16 protein-coding genes and 1 tRNA gene are annotated in these 21946 nt (G+C 54.7%); 10 read left to right on the forward strand and 7 right to left on the reverse strand.

Features of this window, described 5'->3' with window-relative positions:
- Positions 1–422: 422 nt before the first annotated feature.
- Positions 423–1928 (reverse strand): FAD-dependent oxidoreductase, encoded by a 1506-nt coding sequence (locus ACR0AG_RS00295; RefSeq protein WP_480835243.1) that lies wholly within the window; start codon positions 1926–1928, stop codon positions 423–425.
- Positions 1929–1932: 4 nt separating this feature from the next.
- Positions 1933–2955 (reverse strand): NAD-dependent epimerase/dehydratase family protein, encoded by a 1023-nt coding sequence (locus tag ACR0AG_RS00300; protein ID WP_480835245.1) that lies wholly within the window; start codon positions 2953–2955, stop codon positions 1933–1935.
- Between the two features lie 183 nt (positions 2956–3138).
- Between ACR0AG_RS00300 and ACR0AG_RS00305 the strand changes: the two genes are divergently transcribed.
- Positions 3139–3831 (forward strand): helix-turn-helix domain-containing protein, encoded by a 693-nt coding sequence (locus tag ACR0AG_RS00305; protein ID WP_480835247.1) that lies wholly within the window; start codon positions 3139–3141, stop codon positions 3829–3831.
- A gap of 233 nt (positions 3832–4064) precedes the next feature.
- Here ACR0AG_RS00305 and ACR0AG_RS00310 read toward each other — a convergent pair whose 3' ends face one another.
- Together ACR0AG_RS00310 and ACR0AG_RS00315 are read right to left on the reverse strand one after the other, a co-directional pair.
- Positions 4065–5270: an MFS transporter gene (locus ACR0AG_RS00310; RefSeq protein WP_480835248.1), complete on the reverse strand. Its 1206-nt coding sequence runs from the start codon at positions 5268–5270 to the stop codon at positions 4065–4067.
- A 405-nt stretch (positions 5271–5675) separates the two neighbouring features.
- The gene (locus tag ACR0AG_RS00315) at positions 5676–6809 is read right to left on the reverse strand and encodes a patatin-like phospholipase family protein (RefSeq protein WP_480835250.1); all 1134 of its coding nucleotides are present in this window, start codon (positions 6807–6809) and stop codon (positions 5676–5678) included.
- A gap of 238 nt (positions 6810–7047) precedes the next feature.
- Here ACR0AG_RS00315 and ACR0AG_RS00320 point away from each other — a divergent pair, with 238 nt between their 5' ends.
- The 5 genes from ACR0AG_RS00320 to ACR0AG_RS00340 all read left to right on the forward strand — a co-directional run bounded on the left by ACR0AG_RS00320 (position 7048) and on the right by ACR0AG_RS00340 (position 14105).
- Complete coding sequence (locus tag ACR0AG_RS00320) at positions 7048–8145, forward strand: efflux RND transporter periplasmic adaptor subunit (RefSeq protein ID WP_480835252.1); 1098 nt, start codon at positions 7048–7050, stop codon at positions 8143–8145.
- A gap of 15 nt (positions 8146–8160) precedes the next feature.
- On the forward strand, positions 8161–11295 hold the full coding sequence (locus tag ACR0AG_RS00325; RefSeq protein WP_480835254.1) for an efflux RND transporter permease subunit: 3135 nt from the start codon (positions 8161–8163) through the stop codon (positions 11293–11295).
- 505 nt (positions 11296–11800) lie between these two features.
- Positions 11801–12055, forward strand: coding sequence for a DUF3489 domain-containing protein (locus ACR0AG_RS00330; RefSeq protein ID WP_480835256.1), 255 nt, complete (start codon positions 11801–11803; stop codon positions 12053–12055).
- Between the two features lie 5 nt (positions 12056–12060).
- Positions 12061–12477, forward strand: coding sequence for a DUF2924 domain-containing protein (locus ACR0AG_RS00335; RefSeq protein WP_480836840.1), 417 nt, complete (start codon positions 12061–12063; stop codon positions 12475–12477).
- Entirely contained in the window at positions 12477–14105 is a 1629-nt protein-coding gene (locus ACR0AG_RS00340) for a recombinase family protein (RefSeq protein WP_480835258.1), read from the forward strand. The genes ACR0AG_RS00335 and ACR0AG_RS00340 overlap by 1 nt, the downstream gene beginning before the upstream one ends.
- A gap of 183 nt (positions 14106–14288) precedes the next feature.
- Here the strand turns inward: ACR0AG_RS00340 and ACR0AG_RS00345 are convergent.
- Positions 14289–14363, reverse strand: a tRNA-Gln gene (locus ACR0AG_RS00345).
- 92 nt (positions 14364–14455) lie between these two features.
- Entirely contained in the window at positions 14456–15445 is a 990-nt protein-coding gene (locus tag ACR0AG_RS00350) for an NADPH:quinone reductase (RefSeq protein ID WP_480835260.1), read from the reverse strand.
- 242 nt (positions 15446–15687) lie between these two features.
- On the opposite strand from ACR0AG_RS00350, the gene ACR0AG_RS00355 reads away from it, so the two are divergent.
- Positions 15688–16188: a ferritin gene (locus tag ACR0AG_RS00355; RefSeq protein WP_480835262.1), complete on the forward strand. Its 501-nt coding sequence runs from the start codon at positions 15688–15690 to the stop codon at positions 16186–16188.
- Positions 16189–16193: 5 nt separating this feature from the next.
- Here the strand turns inward: ACR0AG_RS00355 and ACR0AG_RS00360 are convergent, their stop codons facing one another.
- Entirely contained in the window at positions 16194–16673 is a 480-nt protein-coding gene (locus ACR0AG_RS00360) for an SH3 domain-containing protein (RefSeq protein ID WP_480836842.1), read from the reverse strand.
- A 180-nt stretch (positions 16674–16853) separates the two neighbouring features.
- Here ACR0AG_RS00360 and ACR0AG_RS00365 point away from each other — a divergent pair, with 180 nt between their 5' ends.
- From ACR0AG_RS00365 to ACR0AG_RS00375, 3 genes are all read left to right on the forward strand, one after another.
- A complete protein-coding gene (locus ACR0AG_RS00365; protein WP_480835264.1) occupies positions 16854–17840 on the forward strand; it encodes a 2-hydroxyacid dehydrogenase in 987 nt (328 codons plus the stop codon).
- A gap of 24 nt (positions 17841–17864) precedes the next feature.
- Positions 17865–19262: an FAD-binding oxidoreductase gene (locus ACR0AG_RS00370; RefSeq protein ID WP_480835266.1), complete on the forward strand. Its 1398-nt coding sequence runs from the start codon at positions 17865–17867 to the stop codon at positions 19260–19262.
- Positions 19263–19435: 173 nt separating this feature from the next.
- Positions 19436–21943, forward strand: a complete 2508-nt coding sequence (locus ACR0AG_RS00375; protein WP_480835268.1) for a GcvT family protein — start codon at positions 19436–19438, stop codon at positions 21941–21943.
- The last annotated feature ends 3 nt before the right edge of the window (positions 21944–21946 follow it).

Raw genomic sequence — 21946 nt, forward strand, 5'->3', positions numbered from 1 at the left:
TCCACCTGCTCTTCGGATTGAGGCCAATACTGTCGCGCTTTGGTAATCTCTGCGGTCGTAAGTATGTTGTTATATTCTGGAAATATCGGCCCAAATCCGCTGAAAGCGGCTGCCAAAGGCATGGATCCTTCGTTCTCACGGAAGTTTTGAAGCTCCGCCCAGTTCCAGCGAACGCTTTGTCTTTGAACAGTGATCCAAACTCCAATGAGGATGAGCACAATGACAAGCGCGAGCATGATGGTTTTGAAGCCGACTGACCTTAGCATGATCGTAGTTTAGCGTTGGGTGGATAAAGCCAACACCAAAAATAATGCTTGACGGCTGAGCGGACGGAGCCGACTTCCATGCTGTACAGGTGAAGGTCTGCTTGTTTCAACGTGTGAGGAGGTGGCCTGTTTCCTGCAACCAGGCATCCGGTATCCTCAATCAAGCGGTTTTGAACTTGTTTCAAAACGCCTGGCTATGATGTCTAGAACCCTACGGCAGTGTGCCGCATCGCGATCAGCTTTCGTTTTCATCGAAACCAAAGCAGCGAGGCGTCTTGGCAGGGGATACCAACGGTCCATGTCCAGGCCACATCGATTCAGGAGTGTGAGAGGCAGCGTATGAAGCGCTGTAACCTGATTGAGGTAAGCCTGTGCCGCAGTTGCGCCGACCCATGCGTTTCGGTTCTTTCGAAAAAGATCTTCGAGATCGACGGTGTAGAAACCATGACCACGCAACTGTCCCCGAAAATACAAGTGGCTTGTGAAGAAGCCAGCGACACTGGTCAGAAAATGAAAGGAGTCTCGTGATGTGAGGCTCAGCACTCTTTCGTTTTCGCTTAGTATCTGTCTCGGTTCAGATAAGTTCTTAGATCTGAAGAAGCTGCCCGTACAGTTTACGAAAATCGCTCCTGTCGCGACTGGTATCTTTATGCCATTTTTAGTCAAAAGAAATTGTTCACCCACGTTATCAACTACATCAACCAAGTAATCTGACAGTGTATTTGCAAGCCCTGAATGGATCCGTGCATGTTCTTCTTCAGACTGAAGACCGTATAGAAAAGCGCCACTCTCAGAAACTGGGTCAGTTGACAGGTTCCGGCGTATGTATTCGATCAACTGATCTTCGTTTGCACCATCGAATGCTGTCGCAATTTCTTTGAACACACGAGAGGCCAACTGGCCGGATGTCCAACGTTTAGATCCGGTTGGCAGGTAACGCGTGCGGTTTAAGAAGTTTGTCCCACGTCCATTGATCAGCGTTACATTCCGTTTTGCATCCGTAGTTAAAGTCGCCAGGATCGTGTCCATTCCAGTTTTGCCACCTCCTATGACAAAAACTGGCGCATCTGGGTTATCTTTCAGTGTCAGAAGTAAGTCCTGCGGGATAATCGAAAGCACCTTCTGGCTTGAGAATGTAAGAGGTCCTGCCAGTCTGTAATTCAGGCCAGCGGCATAGATGGCACGCTTGGCCAGAACCGATGTTTGTTCACCAGAATTTCCGTTTGGGCGGATGACAAGTTCTGCTATTGGGCCATTGCTTGTTTCAATCTCAGCGCAACGTTCAACGGTGTGTCCAAATTGAGTTTCAAGCCTCACTTTGTCAGCGATAGGACCAAGTGACGAACATAGGTGGGAGCGCACTTCGTCGCGTGAGGCGAGATATTGACGCGGCTTGCGCCAATTCCAGCGTAGGTCGCCGACAGTAAACATCGGGTGCGGTTGATGAAGCCTCACATAGTCATAAGCCGTGTTCCACATGCCACCCGCAGCATCTTTCTCATCTATTAACAACACGCGTGCGCCTCGAGGCAGATAGTCTGTTGCCGCATTCAGCGCGTTCAGCCCGGCAACACCTGCGCCAACGACTGCAAGATCGTAGTTAACCAATCCGGAACGTTCGTTCTTTAGAGGTTCGCTCTGTTTCGAAGTATTGCTATCCATCGATTCACGCGACCTCTAGTTCGCGCATTGTGTCCCGCAGCGTTTGCTCAAGGGTATACTGTTGTGACCAGCCGAGGTCCCTCTTTGCCTTAGAGTTATCTGCCAGCATATCGCCTGACCTCATTGGGTTCACCATTGCCCGGGTGGCTGTTCTTGGGGCGTGCAAAACTCTACTGGTTAGCCAATCGAAGGCAGGCAGAGCCCCGTAGAACAGTCTCGGTATGACCATCAACGCGCCGGGAACTTTCGGATCAATTCTGCGCATAACTTTAATCACTTCGACAAATGACGGCGCATTGTCAGCCGCGAGAATGTAGCGCCCTTTCGCATCTTTTTCTGCTGCCAAGATATGCCCCCGCACGATGTCTCGAACATCAATCACGGGAAACCTGGCCGCGATAGTTCCCATGCGCATGGAGCCCTTTGTTATTGCCAGCACATAGTCGGTGGATTGTGTTCCACGACCAAATCCCGGACCCAATACAGCCCCCGGCAGCAACGATACAAGGTTGATGCCTAGATCATCTGCCATAGACCAAGCCAACTTCTCCGCCTCTGATTTCGCTTTCAGGTATGGCATCTGAGGGTTCTCGACCCAGTGTGTTTCATCCGGAATTGAAGCGCCGTCCTTGGCGAGAGGCAACGTGACAATCGAAGAGGTCAGGATCACTTTACCAACCCTACACTTCGCTGCGGCGCCCATCGCAGATCGAACGCCTTCCAGGCTGTCTTTGATCATTTCAGCATCCGCGGCGGCACTGTCTGTATAGAACCGATAAGTTGCCGCCACATGAAACAGAAATTCGATGCCCTCGCAGACTTCCTCAAATCTGGCGGGATCTCGGATGTCGAGTGAGACGAGGTCAGATACTCCAAGGGCTTTGAGTGCCGAAGTTTTCTGAGGATCATCCTTGTCGCGAACAGAGACACGCAAGTTGACATAGCCATCGTCCAGCAACATGCGGACGAGATTGAAACCGACATGCCCGTTGCCTCCAGTAATGAGGATTTTTGCATCTTTATTCATTCGAAACTCCGTAACCCTGCAACGCTTAATCAACCAAGATTGACATGCCGTAGAATGCGAGCTTTGTAGAAACGTGCAAAAACACACCGCCTGAAGCGAACATTGCATTGGCACTACTTTGCGTGGCAGGCTGCTAGCGGTACTTCTCTCAGAGAGCTCGAGCATTTGACCGCAATCAGAAATGTGTTCCGCAATCACCTCTTCACCTTTGACGAAGGTGAATTGCAAAGGCACGAAAACCTAATGCCGTGCGTGATTGTTGGTATACGGAACCCAGTGGTCGTGGTAACCGAAAATGACAGTTCCAAGGCAGAAGTGACCTGGATAAGACCGGGTGTGCCACATCGCGTTTCTTTTGGACAGGGCGGCGCGGAGATCATGTATCTTGATGGTATTAGACTTGACGCCACCCTCCCTGAAGTCGGGGCTTTGTCTCAGGACTGGAGAGCTCTTCCAGAGTTTTTTCAGAGCCGGAACCATGAGGTGCTATTGGAATTTCGCAGAAAACTCGAAGGCAAAGATACACCTCCAGATCCGGCTATTTTGGCCATCGTCAAGCGGTTGTATGACGATCCGTTCCTACGCTTATCTCAAGATGAGCTCGCACGTGAGCTTGGGCTCGAACGCACACAAGCCTTGCGTCATTTTAAGGCAACCACGGGGCAGACGTTCAGGAAATTTAAGATTTGGGCGGGGATCCTGGCCGCGGCACATGCAGGCTTCAATGGCGAAAATTTTGGCATTGCAGGTATCGAAAGTGGTTTCTCTGACGGAGCGCATTTGGCCAGAACAGCTGGCGAAGTTTTTGGTATTACACCAACGCAAGGTCTTTCCGGGTTGCGTAGGTTTATTTCAGTTCCTGGCACAAACGGATGAATTTTTTGGTCTAGGGTCCCATTGATAACCATATTGTCTCGCACAGTATGAACTTTCGACAAAACCTAACCATGTATCAAATCGGTCATTCATTCTCAGCGCAGAATTTGGAGCAAAGGGCTCAGAGCGGATTTGCGGTGATGCAGCGATCCAAGTTAAGCGCTAAGTAGTTTCACTGCGCAACAAAGCCACCATAACGCGCTGAAGTAGAACTGTTTTGAAATGATTGAATTTCAAACGGACGCATACCCCCGCAATCGTGTCACAAGCGGCATCATCAGCAGAACCAATGCGGCCGCGAACAGGAACGGTGTCCCCGGGAAGTAAAAACCTGCCGCATCAACGGATTTCTGAAACATTCCGGTCATCACCAAGGGAGACAAAACTGCGGCAACGGATGACAAAGACGCAATAACGCCCTGCACGACGCCTTGGCGATCTTCATCTACTTGATTCGATGCCATCGCTGTCATCAACGCTGGTACAAGGTCAGACAACGCCGCGAGGAAAAGGAAGATGACTAGGGCCACAACCGAACCGGTGAAGCCAAAGCCGATCATCCCGATGAGCGCCGAAATCATGCCCAACATCAGCGTGCGGAAATCTCCGACCCACCTGATAAAGATAGGCAGTAATCCCCCCTGAACTAAAGCTAGCAGTACGCCGTAGGCCGCAAGCGACAGTCCGATATAGAGTGTTGGCCAGTCGAATACTTCGCGCGTCCAGAAAGCCCAAAGCGTTGGGTAGACCATATTGGCGAACTCAAAAACAAAAATGCAAAGCAGGGGCACCGCTAGGCCTGGCAAGCGGAAAGCATCGAAGATCAATTTGAATGGGTTGAGATCGCGTTTCCCAAAAGGGCGGCGATTGTCCGGCATCAGGCTTTCTGGTAGCACGAAGTAACCAAACAAGGCGTTGCTCGCCGATAGAACTGCCGCAATCCAAAACGGTGCCGCGATACTGATTTCTGCAGCTATGCCACCTATTGCCGGCCCCAGCACAAAGCCGATCCCGAATGCCGCGCCGATAAGGCCAAAATTCGCCGCCTTTTCATGAGGAGAAGATATATCGGCAATATACGCCGTTGCAGTGATATAGGTCGCCCCTGCAAGGCCTGCGAGGGTCCGTCCAAGAAGAAGAAGCCAAAAACTTTCCGCCATGGCCATGATCACATAATCCAGTGCCAGCATGACAAGAGCCGTGATCAATATTGGCCTGCGGCCCACTGCATCTGAAATACTTCCAACAATAGGGCCACACAGGAACAACGCCCCTGCATAGGCAGCCATCAGCAATCCGCCCCAGAACGCTCCTTGCCCAGTATCATCTGCTCCAACCCGGTTCATCAAATCCGGCATAATCGGGAACACAATACCGATGCCGATTGCGTCGATCAGCAGAGTTACAAGAATGAAGAGAATAGCTCGGTTCTTAAACATACCGCCCTATCGAACGGGAACATCGGTAAAGCAAGCCAAAAGATTTTCTATGTGAGGCGAGAATCCTACCAAACAAAAGGCACTGTAAAGGAGTCAACAGCTGCTCTGGGGATCTGCACCGACCTCGTCCTCAAGCCCCGTGGAATTTCGAAAAGCGGGCAAAGCGTACTTTTACGGAAAAATCATGAAGGCCTGCTTCTTAAAAAACAAAAAGCGACACGATGGCCGCCCCTAACTAGGAATACAATTGATGGACTTAAAGGGTTTGAACCGGTGTGCTGCGGATACCCGCTCGTATTTGGCAGGTCGAATAGTCAAACGACAAATCGCTTCCGGACCCACCCGCCAATCAAAGTGCCCCATAAAAACCCGGAGTTTTCGGTATCGAGACATGTGTTACTGAATCTAGTTGGTGAGCTTCTTCACAACTTTATCAATCAACTCAGTGTTTTCTTTGACATAGCGCTGACCAGAGGCCCGAATATGGTCGATATTTTCTTGTTTAGGATTGAACCCATTGACGCCTGCCACCGCGTCTGGTGACAGGAAATAGCTGTCTATATCAATGGACGACTCAAAATCCGCATGTCTTTGCAATGCGTGCGAACTGACCGTCGCTTCTCCGTTGAAAACCATATGCATCATAGGAAAGAACCACTTAATCAATCCGCCTCCTTCGGCGGTCGCGGATGATACAGACTGTCGCAGCTTGCTTCCAAGCGCGACAACTACGAATTCCTGATGTTCTGGCAGGTTCGAGCGCGCGTGCAGATACGCGATTTCACCCGGAGCGTTCAAAATCATGGCAGCATCCCCAAGGAATTCCCCAGATGCATGTTCGCCCGAGAACGTAACCGCAGGAAAATAAACCGGAGCACTGGTCACCGCCGTTACAAGCGAATGTAGATAGATGTTGCCTTCTACAGTATCCCAGTTTCGGAACACTCTAAGTCCGTTCTCTTTCTGCGAATAAGACGGGAACATAGCCGGGCGCAGAAGGTCATTGAACCTAGTGTCACCAAATGCTTGTTCATACACTCTAAAGCGGCCTTCATTTGGGATGGCCGGGCCGAACAGACCATGGCCCGTCAGTATTTTATGAGAAATAGGGATTCCCAGAATTTCTCTTGCATATTGCTCATAGTCCTCTAGCGCTTTTTCGGCCGTGATCGGTTGTCCGTTCTCCGCGCTGGGGCTGAACAACAGCGCGGCGATGATTGCTCCGGTCGATGATCCCGCTACAAAGTCAAAAAGTTCGTGTACAGGCTTGCCTGATTTCTCCTCAAGCGCCTTCAGAACTTCAAGCTCTGCCAGACCATATAAGGCGCCACCGTTCATCGCCAGTATGCGCACCCGCTTGGGATCGTCGGTACGCCATTCCAGCGGATCATCAAAGTCTTTCGTATCCGGCCAGCCCGGCAGTTCAGACTGGCTGTCGTAAAAGTACCTGCCATAGAAAAACACGCTTGCGGCGTAAATCAGCACAAGAGGGATCATACAGACCAGAACAGTTCCGACTATTTGAATGAGGCGCTTCATACGGTCCTTGTCTCGATTAAGGAGATAGTTCAGTCATAGCGGCCCCTGCCAATTCATCAACCGCGATCGGTGAAGCGGTTAGGTTGGTTCACCAAGCGCGCGGTGTTCATTTCGCCATTCTCACTTTGTTCGGGTCGCAAGGCGCTAAAGGAGGTCCGGCTGCCTGAATGATTGACTGACGGGCAAACCAATGCAACGCTCGCGACAGTTGTTTTCATACAAAGGTGGATTTGAGTTGATGCGAAGTGTTTGGTTCGTTCTGGCAACAGCTCTTTTGTTTGTTTCGGCGGCCGCTCATGCGCAGACTGATGCGACCCCACCAAGTGTGCTTGTCCAGAAGGCCCAAACCCAAAAATCAGGATTGACAGATTCTTATGTGGGCCGTGTCGAGGCGATCAGCACGGTGGATATCACGGCGCGCGTCGAAGGCACGTTAGATGCACGAAAGTTCGTCGAAGGTGGGCTGGTCAAAGTAGGCGATATCCTGTTTGAGATTGAACGCGATTACTACCAGGCGCTGGTTGATCAATCCGCTGCGACGGTCAACGGCGCAAAGTCGACCGCAAAAGGCGCTGAGGTGGACTACGAGCGTCAGCTGGCCCTGCTGCAGCGCGACGATGTTCCGCAATCCACGGTTGACGCCGCACAGGCGACGCTTGGCGCGGATCAGGCTGCGGTCAGCAAGGCCGAAGCGGAACTGGAACAGGCGAAAATCAATCTGAGCTATACAACGATCACCAGCCCAATCGACGGTCGCATATCGAAGTCAAACGTCGATGTTGGCAATCTTGTTAGCTCGAACTCCGGCGTGCTTACGACCATCACCAGCGTCGATCCGATTTATGTCAGCCTCTACGTCAGCGAGCGTGATCTGATCCAAAAGCGGCAGCAAGGACTGATCGGACAAAATACATCGACGCTGGGTGTTCGGCTGGAACTGAGTAGCGGCGCGACCTATGCGCAAAGCGGGCAGGTTACCTACATCAGCAACGAAATCGAAGCGGCAACCGACACGATTGAAATCCGTGCCACATTCGAAAACTCTGACGGTCTGCTGATCCCCGGACAAGTGGTGACGGTCACCTTCGACGATCCTAATGCCAAAGAATTGGTTGTGATCCCTCAGACCGCCATCCAGTTGGACCAAAAGGGTCACTTCGTGTTTGTTGTGAACAGCGACAATGTCGCAAAACGGCAGGATGTTACCTTGGGGGCACAAACTGGTCGTGACTGGGTGGTCTCTTCGGGCCTGCAGGCCGGGGATTTGGTCATCGTTCAGGGTCTGCAACGGGTCCGGGAGGATGAAAAAGTCACCCCGACCGAGAACCAATCCTAAGCCGTAGTCCTTAATATGCTATCCAAATTCTTCATTGATCGTCCGAACTTTGCCATTGTTCTGGCTGTGATTATTGTTCTGCTGGGTGCCATCGCGACCCGATTGGTGCCCATCGCCGAGTTCCCGTCAATCGCTCCGCCACAGATCCAGGTCACAGCGAGCTATCCCGGCGCTAATGCTGCTCTGATCCGGGATGCTGTGGCAACACCTATCGAAGAAGAAGTGAACGGAGTTGAGGGCATGATCTACATGTCCTCCTCGTCGTCGAGCGAAGGTACATACAGTCTGACAATCACTTTCGATATTAACACCGACCCGGATATTGCCGCGGTAAATGTGCAAAACCGCGTCGCGCTGGCCACAGCGCTTCTGCCCCAGACGGTGACTCAGCAAGGGATTTCCACCTCGAAGCAGAACAGCAACATGCTGCAGGTGATTAATCTGGTATCGCCCAATAAAACTTACGATCAACTGTTTCTGAGCAACTATTCGGCGGATTTCCTGCAAGACCCTCTCAGCCGCATTGACGGAGTGGGTGCAACAACGCAGTTTGGTCAGTTGAACTATTCCATGAGGATCTGGCTGGACACGGATCAGATGGCGGCCCTTAACATTGATGCCACTGACGTGGAATCAGCGATACAGGCACAAAATATCGAAGCCGCAGCAGGGCAGATCGGCGCGGCCCCATTCGACGATGAAACGACTGCGTTTCAGTTCACATTGGATGCTCAAGGCCTGTTGGACGATCCAAAACAGTTCGAGAACATCATTGTTCAAGCGCAGGATGACGGTTCATTTGTGCGTCTTAAGGACATTGCCCGCATCGAATTAGGCGCCGAGAACTATTCCGCCATGGCCTATTACAACGGTCAGCCTTCCGCGATCCTTGCGATTTTTCAGGAAAGCGGAGCCAACGCAATCGATGTCTCTACAGCCGTACAGACCGAGATCGAAAAACTGGCCCAACAATTCCCCGATGATGTCGAATACATCCTTGCCTATGACGTGACCGACGCGGTGCGTCAGTCGATCGAAGAGATAATCACAACCCTGGCCATAACAGCCGCCATCGTTGTTACCGTGACCTTTGTGTTCTTGCTGAGCATACGCGCCACGATCATCCCAGCGGTCGCCATCCCTGTGTCCCTTCTGGGGACGATTGCGCTCATTTACCTGATTGGGTTCAGCGCCAATATGATCACTCTTTTTGCTTTGGTGCTGGCCATCACTCTGGTGATTGATGATGCGATCATCATCATCGAAAACACCGAACGGATCATGGAAGAAGACGGTCTGGAGCCGCGCGAGGCAACGCTCAAGGCCATGTCGCAAGTTACGCGACCGATCATCGCAACAACTTTTGTTCTGGCCGCCGTGTTCATACCGGTCTGCTTCTTTCCGGGCATTACAGGCCGCATCTACCTTCAATTCGCCCTAACAATCACCTTTGCCTTCACCCTTTCTGCAATAAACGCCCTCACGCTAGGCCCGGTACTGTGCGCTCAGTTTCTAAGTTGTAAAACTGGGCATCCCAAAGGGATTGCCCGCATCGTACCCAAAGCGATCAACCGATGCCGGGATGTCTACGTGGCATTGGTCAGGCTCACGCTGAGGTTCAAGGCCCTGTGCCTGATCCTATACGCTGGCGTTGTGGCCGGAACCGTGTATCTGTTCCTGAACACACCCACCGGGTTTATCCCGCCCGAAGACAACGGCGTTCTCTTTGCCAGCATCACCCTGCCCGATGGTGCATCGCTTCAGCGCACCGAAGAGGTATTGCTGGACATCGGCGAACAGGTCAAACAGCACCCCGGAGTTGCTTCGGTGACGTCGGTTGCAGGGTTCAGCCTGATCGCTGGGGACAAGTCCAATGTAGGCATGTTGGTGATGCTGCTCGATCCATGGGACGAGAGGAAATCCAAGGAAACCCAGTGGTATAACATCATGTTCGCCCTGAACGATATTCTCGCGACAAGACCAGAGGCGACCTCGTTTGTTTTCCCACTGCCTGCTATTTCCGGCGTCGGGCAGGCAGGCGGCCTGTCGGCACAACTACTGGATCTGCAGTCCCATGACGTGCAGGAGTTTGATGCGGTTAAAAACGGCTTGCTTGCCGCATTGATGAAACAGCCTCAAGTGCAGCAAGCCTACAGCTCCATGTCAGCCAATGCACCCCAGTATTTCCTAGATATCGACCGAGACCGGGCCGAAGCGCTGCAAGTGGATGTCAGCAAGATTTTCACCGCTCTGCAGGCAAGTTTTGGGTCACTGTACGTGAACAATTTCGTGCGCGGCGGCCGGGTCTATTGGGTGGTTATGTCAGCAGATGCAAAACACCGGCAATCGTTGGATGAGATTGAAGGAGTGTATGTCAAGAATGCGTCAGGCACCGCGCTGCCGCTGCGGGCATTCGTGACCGTCAAGCCGCAACTGGGGGCCGAGATCCTTTATCGCTACAACTTGTTCAATTCAGCATCGATCAGTACCCAGCTGCAAACGGGGGTCAGCTCTGGCGAAGGCATCGCACTGGTTGAGCAGGTCGCCGCGAGCACCCTGCCCGAAGGCTACATCCTAGAGTGGACGGACGTATCACTGCAGGAGGTCCAAGCCGGCGACCTCGTCCTCATTATCCTGGCGCTTGCGGTGGTTTTTGCCTATTTGTTTATGGTCGCCCAATATGAAAGCTGGATTTTGCCCCTTGCGATCATGGCGTCCACCATCTTTGCGGTTCTGGGCGCGCTCATTCCGCTGCAATTCATCCCCAACATCAACAACAATATCTACGCACAGATTGGGATCGTTCTGTTGATCGGCCTCGCCGCAAAGAAGGCCATCATGGTTGTCGAATTTGCTCATAACATGCGGCGCAATGACGGAATGTCTATTGATGATGCGGCGATCAAGGCCGCCCACATGCGGTTCCGGCCGGTCACGATGACGGGCCTATGCTTTATCATGGGCGTGCTGCCGCTGATGCTGGCCAGCGGTGCGGGCGCGGCGGGCCGGGTGTCTATCGGCTATCCAGTCTTTGCAGGCATGATCATCGACAGTACCCTCGGCCTTCTTATGATACCGGTATTGTACGCAGTGTTCCAAAGTCTGTCAGAGCGTTTGCCGGGCAATCCGCGTACAGCATGTTCAAAGTGAAAGCAATTCGGCTCAGAGGAGCGTAAAGAACGATGGCCTGGAAACAGGGGTGTCCGACAACTGGCCCGAATACTTGGATGCGACCGGCGTCGGATCTGCTGGTTCTCGCTTTACGTCAACCAACTAGAGACTGAGCGATATTGTACATCACTTTTCACTTTACTACTTTGACTATCTACCGACGAGAGTAATCCAATACTGTTGTATCTATTTAACCAAGCAAAAAATGTGGTTCTCTGATGAACAAGAACGCAATTTCGTGGTTCCGTCACTCACGTTCAGTTGTTCACACACTTGGCTGTCTGAAGGTCCGCTTCAATGCCAGCACAAAGAATCGTTGGCACCTGCAGCGAACTTCCGGTTTCCGCCCCTATATTATCGTTAACAACTGGACTTTGGGCCGTTCGGAAGCGGTACTGACGACGGTCAAGATTCGCCCGGTACAGCCGGGCTCCACTTAGTACAGGGCTCAGGATCAGCCTGTGACCGCTAAGTGGAGAGATCAATGACAACTTCACCTGATACAGAAATCAAAACACTGCCCGTCAAGCCTGTCCGGAACAACCTGACGCGTCAGCAACAGTTGCTGAAACTGCTTTCCCGCAAGGCCGGTGCCACGATTGCAGAGATTCAGAAAGCCTATGGCTGGCAACCGCATTCCGCACGCTCGGCGATTTCGATGATGCGGAAGGCGGGACATATTGTTGAGCGATCTGGATCTGACAAAGGTACGGTCTACCGGATCGTGAAGAGGGTGTGATCGCCATGCATCCTACTCACGCGGATCGCAACCTTGCGAAGGTATTCTGTGACATCGAAAATCTGGACCGCCCCGGCTGTCTTGACCGATGGCGGAAAACGTTCGGTCGGCCGCCGCCAAAATACCTGTCCCCACAATTTATGAAACGGGTACTGATCTGGGAGCATCAAAACCGGGAACTGGGTGGGTTGACTGTGAAGACAGAACGTCGACTGCAGAACATCGCGTTGGGAAAAGCACCACCAACTGCTCTGAAACCGGGATCACATCTGGTGCGGGAGTGGAACGGTCGCACCTATCAGATTGAAGTAGTCGCAGGCGGGTTCGTTATGGATGGCAAAACCTGGCGCTCTCTGTCGGCTATCGCAAAGCACATCACCGGAGCGCACTGGTCAGGCCCGCGCTTCTTCGGGGTTCAGTGATGCGACGTACCCGCTGCGCCATTTACACGAGGAAAAGCTCGGAGGAGGGGTTGGATCAGGATTTCAATTCGCTGGATGCTCAGCGGGAAGCCTGCGAAGCTTATGTCGCCAGCCAGAAGCACGAGGGTTGGGAACTTCTGCCGGATCATTATGACGATGGCGGTATCTCGGGCGGTCATCTAGATCGCCCAGCTCTGCAGCGGCTGATGCAGGCTGTAGATGATAATCGTGTTGATCAGATTGTTGTCTACAAGATCGACCGGTTGACTCGTTCGCTGGCAGACTTCGCAAAGCTGGTTGAACGCCTGGATGCGGCAGACGCGTCTTTCGTGTCCGTTACCCAGTCCTTCAATACGTCTACCAGTATGGGGCGCCTGACACTCAACGTGTTGCTCAGCTTCGCTCAGTTCGAACGGGAAGTTACCGCCGAACGTATCCGGGACAAGATCGCCGCCTCAAAGCGCAAGGGTCTTTGGATGGGCGGGAACGTTCCACTTGGGTACCAGGCAGATGGGCGAACGTTGAAAATCAATGAAGAAGAGGCTGAGATCGTCAAGGCGCTCTACGATCTCTATCTGGAGCATCAGAGCGTTCTTGATGTGAAAGAACACGCGAATTCTTTGGGTCTCCGTTCGCGCCGCCGGGAACGCCCGAACGGATGCGTGACAGGCGGTAAACTCTTTGACCGGGGACACATCCATCATCTGCTCAGCAACCCAATCTATGCTGGCCGCATCCGGCATAAGGGTCAGGTTCATGAGGGGCAGCACCCTGCCATCATTAACCCGGCAGTATGGGAGCGTGTGCAACAACTACTGAAGGATGGTGCGGCAAGAGAGCGTGGCGTAAAGCAGAAAGCAAAGCGATCGCTGCTGGCCGGAAAGCTTTTTGATGAGACCGGAGATCGGCTGACACCCAGTCATAGTCGGAAAAATGGAAAGCGCTTGCGTTACTACATCTCCGGACGCCTGGTGACTGATCGCAGTCAGAAGCATCCGGATGCGTGGCGGCTGCCTGCAGAGCAGCTTGAAAACGTATTGGCGGAAGTGATCAGGCAATATCTGAAGCGACCGAACGCCGTGACATCAATGGCACCGGATATGTCGGCGACCGAAATCGCTTCAGCAACGGAGCATCTCAGAGATTGCCAGTCCGCCAGGAAATGCCTCGACCTGATTGCGCAGGCAGATCTGCGACATGGGTCCCTGACGGTGCAGCTGGATCTACAGGTATTGGCCCGGATGATCGAGTGCAGGGCGGACCAGGTCGATGCCGGGAAACTAACGATCGAAGCGCCATTCCGGATGCGCCGCAGAGGTGTGGAGCTGAAACTGCATCTTGGCGATGCACCTCCTGACATCGATCAAATACTTGTCCGCAATGTCATCAAAGCGCGCCAGTGGTTGGCGATGATTATTGATGGCAGAACGTTTTCTGAGATAGCAGAAGAAGAAGGCACCTCCAAACGCCGGGTGCAGGATGTGGTCGATCTGGCAATGCTGTCGCCTGAGGTTCTGGATGCCATCGCTGCAGGCGAACAGCCTGACGGCCTGACCACAGATTACCTAATCAAGTCGAACTTTCCGGCTATCTGGTCAGAACAGTACAATCAGTTCGCTGCGCTCTGATCTAAAGCCCCTCCCAAAGTCACCAAACTCGTACCGTCGGAATCGCGAACTGAGACTGCGGCCCTAAATCAACCATTGTTGCGCGCAATATTGAGTCTCACCTGAGATAGCCGGATGGTAACCTTCTGAAAACAAAAGGTAATAGGCGGCCAAATGCTCAGCGCGTGATTTTCGGGAAAATCATGGCTGGGGTGGTAGGATTCGAACCTACGATACACGGTACCAAAAACCGCTGCCTTACCACTTGGCTACACCCCAACGGTGAGCGGCTGTCTACGATTGTTGCTCGAGGTGTTCAAGGGCTTTTCGAGCAAAATTTCGACTGGTCGGCAAATTTCTCAAATTGGCTTTCAGGTGGTTGCCAAAAGAATTGCTCCGCTGCGCTTGCCCGCAGTGACCGCATCATGCGCATTGGCGCAGGATTGCAGTGGCAGCACCTGCTCTATCGGGCATTTCAATGCTTCGGATACGAGAGCGGTATGCAATCGCTCGACGGCGATTTTCCGAGCTTGGGCGGGCAGCAGATAGACCAGCGCGATCTCGATGGTAACGGCCTTGTACAGCAAAGGGTAGAAGGGCAGGGTCGGCGACATATCCAGCGCCGAGCCATAGGCGTTAATGCGCCCGTTTTCAGCGACAACAGCGCTGTTGGTTTCGATATTTGGGCCGAATTCCACATCCACGATTCGTGAGATTGGCTTGCCCTGATTGGCAGCGAGGATCTGCTCGGGCAGATCCGGGGCGTTGTAGTCGATTACGACATCCGCACCGACATCGCGGACGCGGTCGAAATTGCGCGGGCTGGCGGTGGCGATCACGCGGGCACCGGCCCAACGGGCAAGTTGAACCGCGAGATAGCCGACGGTGCCGGAGCCTCCGTGAATCAATAGGGTTTGACTATTCGGATCGCCGCCTGAGAACACGACATGGCTTGCTGTCAGGCCCGGAATGCCGAGAATCGCGCCGGTCTCAAGCTCGATCTTGTCGGGCAGGGGGACGGCCTGATCGGCGGGCAGGGTGATCTGTTCAGCAGCGGTGCCAAAAGCCCGCTTCCATTGCCCATTCCAGATCCAGACACGTTGCCCGATGCGGTCAGAGGGCACGCCTGGTCCCACTGACGAGATGACGCCTGCGCCATCGCTGTGCGGTATGACCACGGGAAAGGCCGGGCGCGTTACCCCGGGGCGCGAGCCTGAGCGGGCTTTCACATCGGATGGGTTCACCCCTGAAAACGCCAGATCGACCACGACCTCACCGGGGCCGGGCGGGATAGATGGCAGTTCCTGGATGTGCAGGACATCTGACGCCGATCCGAATTCAGTGTATGTGACAGCTTTCATGGCAACTCTCTTTCCCGATTGTCGCCACACTAGCGATGATTGCCGTGAAGACCAGTGCCTTGGGTAAACCGCTGGAATTTCGCGCAAATAGGTGCGTGCAGCGCTGCAGTTGCGTTTCAGTCGCAGGTTATTGCCCATAAAGCTATGTTAATGCGAAAGAAAACCTGATCTGCGTCATTGCGATGCTGGTGCGGGGCACCTAACTTGGTGTCATATTCAGACAACCGAAAAAGGAGCACGCGATGAACCTGCATCCCGATGTCGCAGAGGCGCTCAACAAGCAGATCAATAACGAGCTTCACGCCTCATATACTTATCTCGCGATGGCGGCCTATTTCGAAGGCCAGGATCTGCCGGGATTTGCAAGCTGGTTCCGGGGCCATTCAGCCGAAGAGGGCACGCATGCGATGCGGATCTTCGATTTTATGGCCAAGCGGGGCGGTCGGATCGAAATTGAAGGCATCGCCAAACCGCAGGCGGATTACACCTCGCCGGTGGACGTGCTGGAACAGGCATTGTCCCAGGAAAAAACCGTGACAGGGCAAATCAACGCTTTGTTCGAGCTTGCGCATAGCGTCAAGGAATACAGCACCCAGAATATGCTGAACTGGTTTCTGGCGGAACAGATCGAAGAAGAGGATCTGTTCACGACGATTTTGGACAAGGCCAAGGCGGCCAGCGGTGATCGGTGGAACCTGCTTTTGCTGGATAAAGAGCTGGCCGAGCGTGGGGCCGAAGCCTAGGCCGGTTACTCCCGGATTTCGGCAGGGTCGACCCCCCAGAGGTTGCTTTTTAGTGTCCAGCCGCGATACCCGCCTGCGGTGACCTTGCACCAGTCCGGTGTACATGTGCCCAGGCGGGCGACAACGCCGGTTTCAAAATGTGCGTTGACCTGCGATTTCGGGTCGGGCGTGGCGTAGACCGGCAACATGTCAGTTTCGATCAGCACCGTTCGAACGCCGGATAGCAGCGCGTAATGCACCCAGCCTCCGGCCCCGTCGCGATCCTGAACTTTGCGCCAGTTGCCGTATTCGGCGGTGATTTGCAGCGGCATGCCCCGGCGTTTGAATACCCAGTCGATTCGATGGGTCAGGGACGGTCCGCGGCGCACATTGCCCTCGGCGGCTTTCATCGACACAAAACGTGGGATCGGAAGGTTTGTGACCTGGCCGCGCTGATCCTGCGCACTGGCGGGCAGCACGATGAGCGTGGCCAATACCACGGACATGATCGCCAGACACTGGCGTTTCACCGAAAAAATAGCACTCACTGCCTGTCTGCTCTTGCGCCTGTTTGTCGTGCTTCGAAAAAAGGTTGCGTCAATGTCACCGGGGTTCTTGTGCCCCGTCTGATCCTGCGCCACGATGCCATGGCGTGCATCTGATTGCAAAGCGGTAGGAGGACCGAAGTGCCAAGAGAACGTCTGAGTGTTGTCGTAACGCGACGGTTGCCGGAAGCCGTAGAAACCCGCCTGAGCGAGCTTTTTGACGTGCGCTTGCGCACCGACGACACGCCGATGACTCGCGAAGAATTGACCGCGGCTGTCAAGGATGCCGACGTGCTGGTGCCCACGATTACCGACACGATTGATGGTGGGATTTTGGGGCAGGCGGGCGACAAGCTGCGCCTGATTGCGAACTATGGCGCGGGTGTCGACAACATCGATGTGGCCACTGCCCGGCAGCGCGGCATTCTGGTGTCAAACACGCCGGGAGTTCTGACCGACGACACGGCAGACATGACCATGGCACTGATCCTGGCCGTGACGCGTCGCATCCCCGAAGGGCTGAGCCTGATGCAAAAGGGCGACTGGACCGGATGGGCGCCGACGGCTTTGCTGGGCGGCCGTGTGGGCGGTCGCCGGTTGGGTATTCTGGGAATGGGACGGATCGGTCAGGCCGTGGCCCGCCGCGCCAGCGCCTTTGGGATGCAGGTGCATTACCACAACCGCCGCCGTCTGCGCACCGAGATCGAACATGATCTTGAGGCGACCTATTGGGACAGTCTGGATCAGATGGTCGCTCGCATGGACGTCATCTCGATCAATTGTCCCTCGACGCCGTCGACCTTCCATCTGATGAATGCGCGCCGGCTGAAATTGATGAAACCTTCGGCGGTAATCGTGAATACGTCGCGCGGCGAGGTGATTGACGAAAATGCCCTCACGCGCATGATCCGGGTTGGTGAGATCGCGGGCGCCGGTTTGGATGTTTATGAGAACGGAACCGATGTGAACCCCCGCCTTAGGCAGCTGCCAAATGTTGTGTTGTTGCCGCATATGGGATCGGCCACGCTGGAGGGTCGCATCGAGATGGGTGAGAAAGTGATCATCAATATCAAGACTTTTGAGGATGGGCACCGCCCACCCGATCAGGTCGTTCCCGCGATGATTTAAGCCCAAAACGACAGGAGATCAGCGATGGTTCAGGCGCATGCCTTGCCGAGGAACGAGGCGGGTATCGAAACCGCAATCGGCATTCTGAAACAGCGGTTCGGGGATCGGCTGCAGACCGGCGTCTCGGTGCGCGAACAGCATGGTCATACAACCACCTGGATTGAAAACCAAAGCCCGGATGCGGTGGTGTTTCCGCATACGACCGATGAGGTTTCGGAAATCGTAAAGACCTGCGCCGCGCATAAGGTGCCAGTCATTGCCTTTGGAACCGGCACGTCGCTGGAAGGTCATGTGAACGCACCTGCCGGTGGGGTATCCGTGGACCTGAGTCAGATGAACAAGGTGCTGGCCGTTCATGCCAGCGATCTGGATTGCGTGGTTCAGCCTGGCGTGACCCGTCAGGACCTCAACCAGCATCTGCGCGATCAGGGCCTGTTTTTCCCAATCGATCCCGGGGCCAATGCGTCTTTGGGCGGCATGGCCGCCACGCGTGCCTCGGGGACCAACGCGGTGCGATATGGGACGATGAAAGACAATGTCCTCAGCCTCGAAGCCGTTATGCCGGATGGTCAGATCATCCGCACAGGGCATAGGGCCAAGAAATCGTCCGCCGGATATGATATGGCGCGCCTTCTGATCGGGGCTGAAGGCACTTTGGGGATCATAACCGAACTGACACTGCGCTTGCAGGGCATCCCCGAGGCGATAACCTCGGCCAGGTGTTCATTCCCCACTGTCGATGCGGCCTGTCAGGCGGTGATGATGACGATCCAATATGGCATTCCTGTTGCCCGGATCGAGTTGCTGGATGAGATGTCGGTTCAGGCGGCGAACGCCTATTCAGGCCTGTCTTTGCCCGAAACACCGTTGCTGTTGCTGGAGTTTCACGGCTCGGAAAGCGGTGCAACGGAACAGGCCGAGACATTTGGCCAGATCGCAGAAGAGTTTGGCGGTTCGGATTTTGCCTCCACCTCAACCGTGGAAGAGCGAAACAAACTATGGCAAGCGCGCCATGATATGTACTGGGCGTGCCTGCAACTGCGCCCTGGCGCGCGGGGCATTTCCACGGATGTCTGTGTGCCGATTTCACGTCTGGCCGAATGTGTTGGCCAAACACAGGCCAAAGCCGCCGAACTGGGCCTGTTGGCCCCGATTGTGGGCCATGTCGGGGATGGGAATTTCCACACGCTTCTCTTGATCGACATGGAAAACCCCGACGAGGTTTGCAATGCCGACCTATTCGTCGGATGGTTGAACGATCTGGCGATCTCGATGGAAGGGACCTGCACCGGCGAACACGGGATTGGCCAGGGCAAGCGGCCTTATCTGCAGAAAGAACTTGGCGCAGCCGTTACCTATATGGCGGCAATCAAGGTCGCGCTGGACCCTGGCAACATCATGAACCCCGGCAAGATCGTCTAAAGGGCGCTGTGTTTCGCTTTGTCCGGGCTTCCTTGTGCCCGGCGCGCGCTGAGGCGGTCGATTGTTTTATCTTCGCGTCGGTTTTGTGCGCAATTGGGTCGGATGGACTTGGCGGATTGACCCGAGGTTGGGCATAACCCTTGCCAAACAGTTTCAATCCGGAGAACGGGCCTATGAAAACCCAAGTCAAAGCATTGGTCGTTGGCGGCGGCGCCGTCGGGACATCAATCGCCTATCACCTGGCCAAAGCGGGTTGGGACGATGTGATGCTGATCGAGCGGGACGAACTGACATCCGGGTCCACCTGGCACGCCGCCGGTCTGCTGCCGCTGTTCAACATGTCCTACGCGACGACCCACATCCACAAATACTCAGTCGATTTCTATAAGACGCTTGAGGAAGAGACGGGCCTGAACGCGGGTTTTGCCGTGGTTGGCAATCTGCGCATGGCGCAGACGCAAGAGCGTATGGACGAGTACATGCTCTATGCCTCGACCGCCGAGACCTGCGATGTCGCCTACGAATGGCTGACACCAGACCAGATTAAAGAGCGCTGGCCGTTGATCGAGACCGGTGACCTGAAAGGCGCGATCTATCACACCGAAGATGGTTACATTAACCCCGCAGACGTGACGCAGGCGATGGCCAAGGGCGCCCGTCAGCGTGGCGTGGAAATCGTGCGCAAGATGCAGGCCGATGCGTTCCACTGGAACGGCACCCATTGGGAAGTCACCTGCACCAAAATGGTTGAAAAAGGCGGCAATCTGGTGCCGTCAGATGAGCAAGTGGTAATCACCGCCGAGCATGTCGTGACTGCATCGGGCAACCACGCACAGCGCACTGCCAAAATGCTGGGCATCAAAATGCCCGCGATTCCGGTAGAGCACACATTCATCGTCATGGACAAAGACCCCGAGCTGGTCAAATGGCGCGAAGCAGGAAACCCGGAACACCCCGTTGTGCGCGACGCCGACAACGAATCCTATGCGCGCGAAGAGCGTGGCGGCTGGATTTTGGGCATCTATGAACATGGCGCGCCTGCGCAGTTTGAACACGGCGTACCGGACAGCTTCCGTGCCGATCTGTTCCCGCTGGATATCGACCGAATCGCGGATCAGTATATGGCAATGGCCGAACGCGTGCCGTCCTGTGCTGAATCGGGCCTCAAAGACGATTTCAATGGCCCGATCTGCTATACGCCTGACGGCAACCCGCTGGTTGGTCCGGCTCCGGGTCTGCGCAATTTGTGGTTGGCCGAAGGCTTCTCGTTCGGGATCACTGCGGCGGGCGGCACAGGTTACTATCTGGCGCAGATGATGGTCGATGGGGAAGCCGAGATCGACATGGCCTCGCTGGACCCCAAACGGTACTCGTCCCACTGGATGACCACCGAATTTGCGGCGCGCAAGAACGAAGAGTGCTATGAGCACGTCTACATCCTGCATCACCCGGATGAAGAACGTGAAGCCTGCCGTCCTCTGCGGACCGTTCCGGCCTATGATCGCCAGAAGGCGCGTGGTGCACAGTTCGGCTGGGTGAACGGCTGGGAACGTCCGAACTATTTCGGCCCTCTGGATGCACCAGACAATTTCGACAAGGAAAGCCGGTCGTTCCGCCGCGGTGGCTGGTGGCAATACGCCGTCGAAGAAGCCAAGGCGATCCGCGAAGGTGTGGGCCTGATCGACGCGTCGGCCTTCACTAAGCATGTCGTCAAAGGCCCCGGAGCGACTCAGTTCCTGGATTGGTTCACCTGCAACAAGCTGCCCAAGGTCGGTCGCATCAACCTGACCTACGCGCTGACCTCGCACGGTACCACCCGCACCGAATACACCATCGTCCGCAATGCCGAGAACAACTACTACATCGTCTCTGCTGGTGCCTGGACTGAGTATGACGCCGACTATCTGCGCAAGGCGGCCGAGGACAAGATGGAGGAGTTCGGTTACATCGAAATCCAGGATGTAACCACTCAGTGGGGCGTCTTCGCCATCGCGGGCCCCAAGTCGCGTGACGTTCTGAAAGAGGTTATCAAGGACGCCGATCCGGACACCGCTCTGTCCAACAAGCGTTTCCCTTGGTTGTCAGCGCGACAGATCGAACTGGGCATGTGCCCAGTGAACGCGATCCGTGTGGCCTATACCGGTGAGTTGGGCTGGGAATTGCACCATCCGATCGAGATGCAGAACTACCTGTTCGATCTGCTGGAAAAAGCGGGCGAGAAGCACGGCATGAAGCTGGTTGGCGCCCGCGCCCAGAACTGGCTGCGGCAGGAGAAATCCTATCGCGCCTTCGGCACTGAATTAGGTCGCGATGCGACCCCGCTTGAGGCTGACCTGCCGCGTTTTGTCGATCTGTCGAAGGATTTCCACGGCAAAACCAAACTGGAAGAGACCGGCGTGCGCGTCAAATGCTGTACACTGCTGATCGACGGCCCAGAAGATGCCGATCCGTGGGGCCGCGAGGCGCTTTACACCCCGGAAGGTGAGCGTGTGGGTCGTCTGACATCGGGGGGCTATTCGGTTGCTTTCGAGAAATCCATCGGCATGGGTTATGTGAAACCTGAACTGGCGATCGAAGGCACGAAGTTGAAGGTTAAGATGCTGGATCAGTTGTGGGATGCGGTCGTGACCTGCGACAGCCCGTACGATCCGAAAAACGAAGTTATCCGCAAAGACGGGTGACAA

The organism is Ruegeria sp. H6, assembly GCF_056532975.1.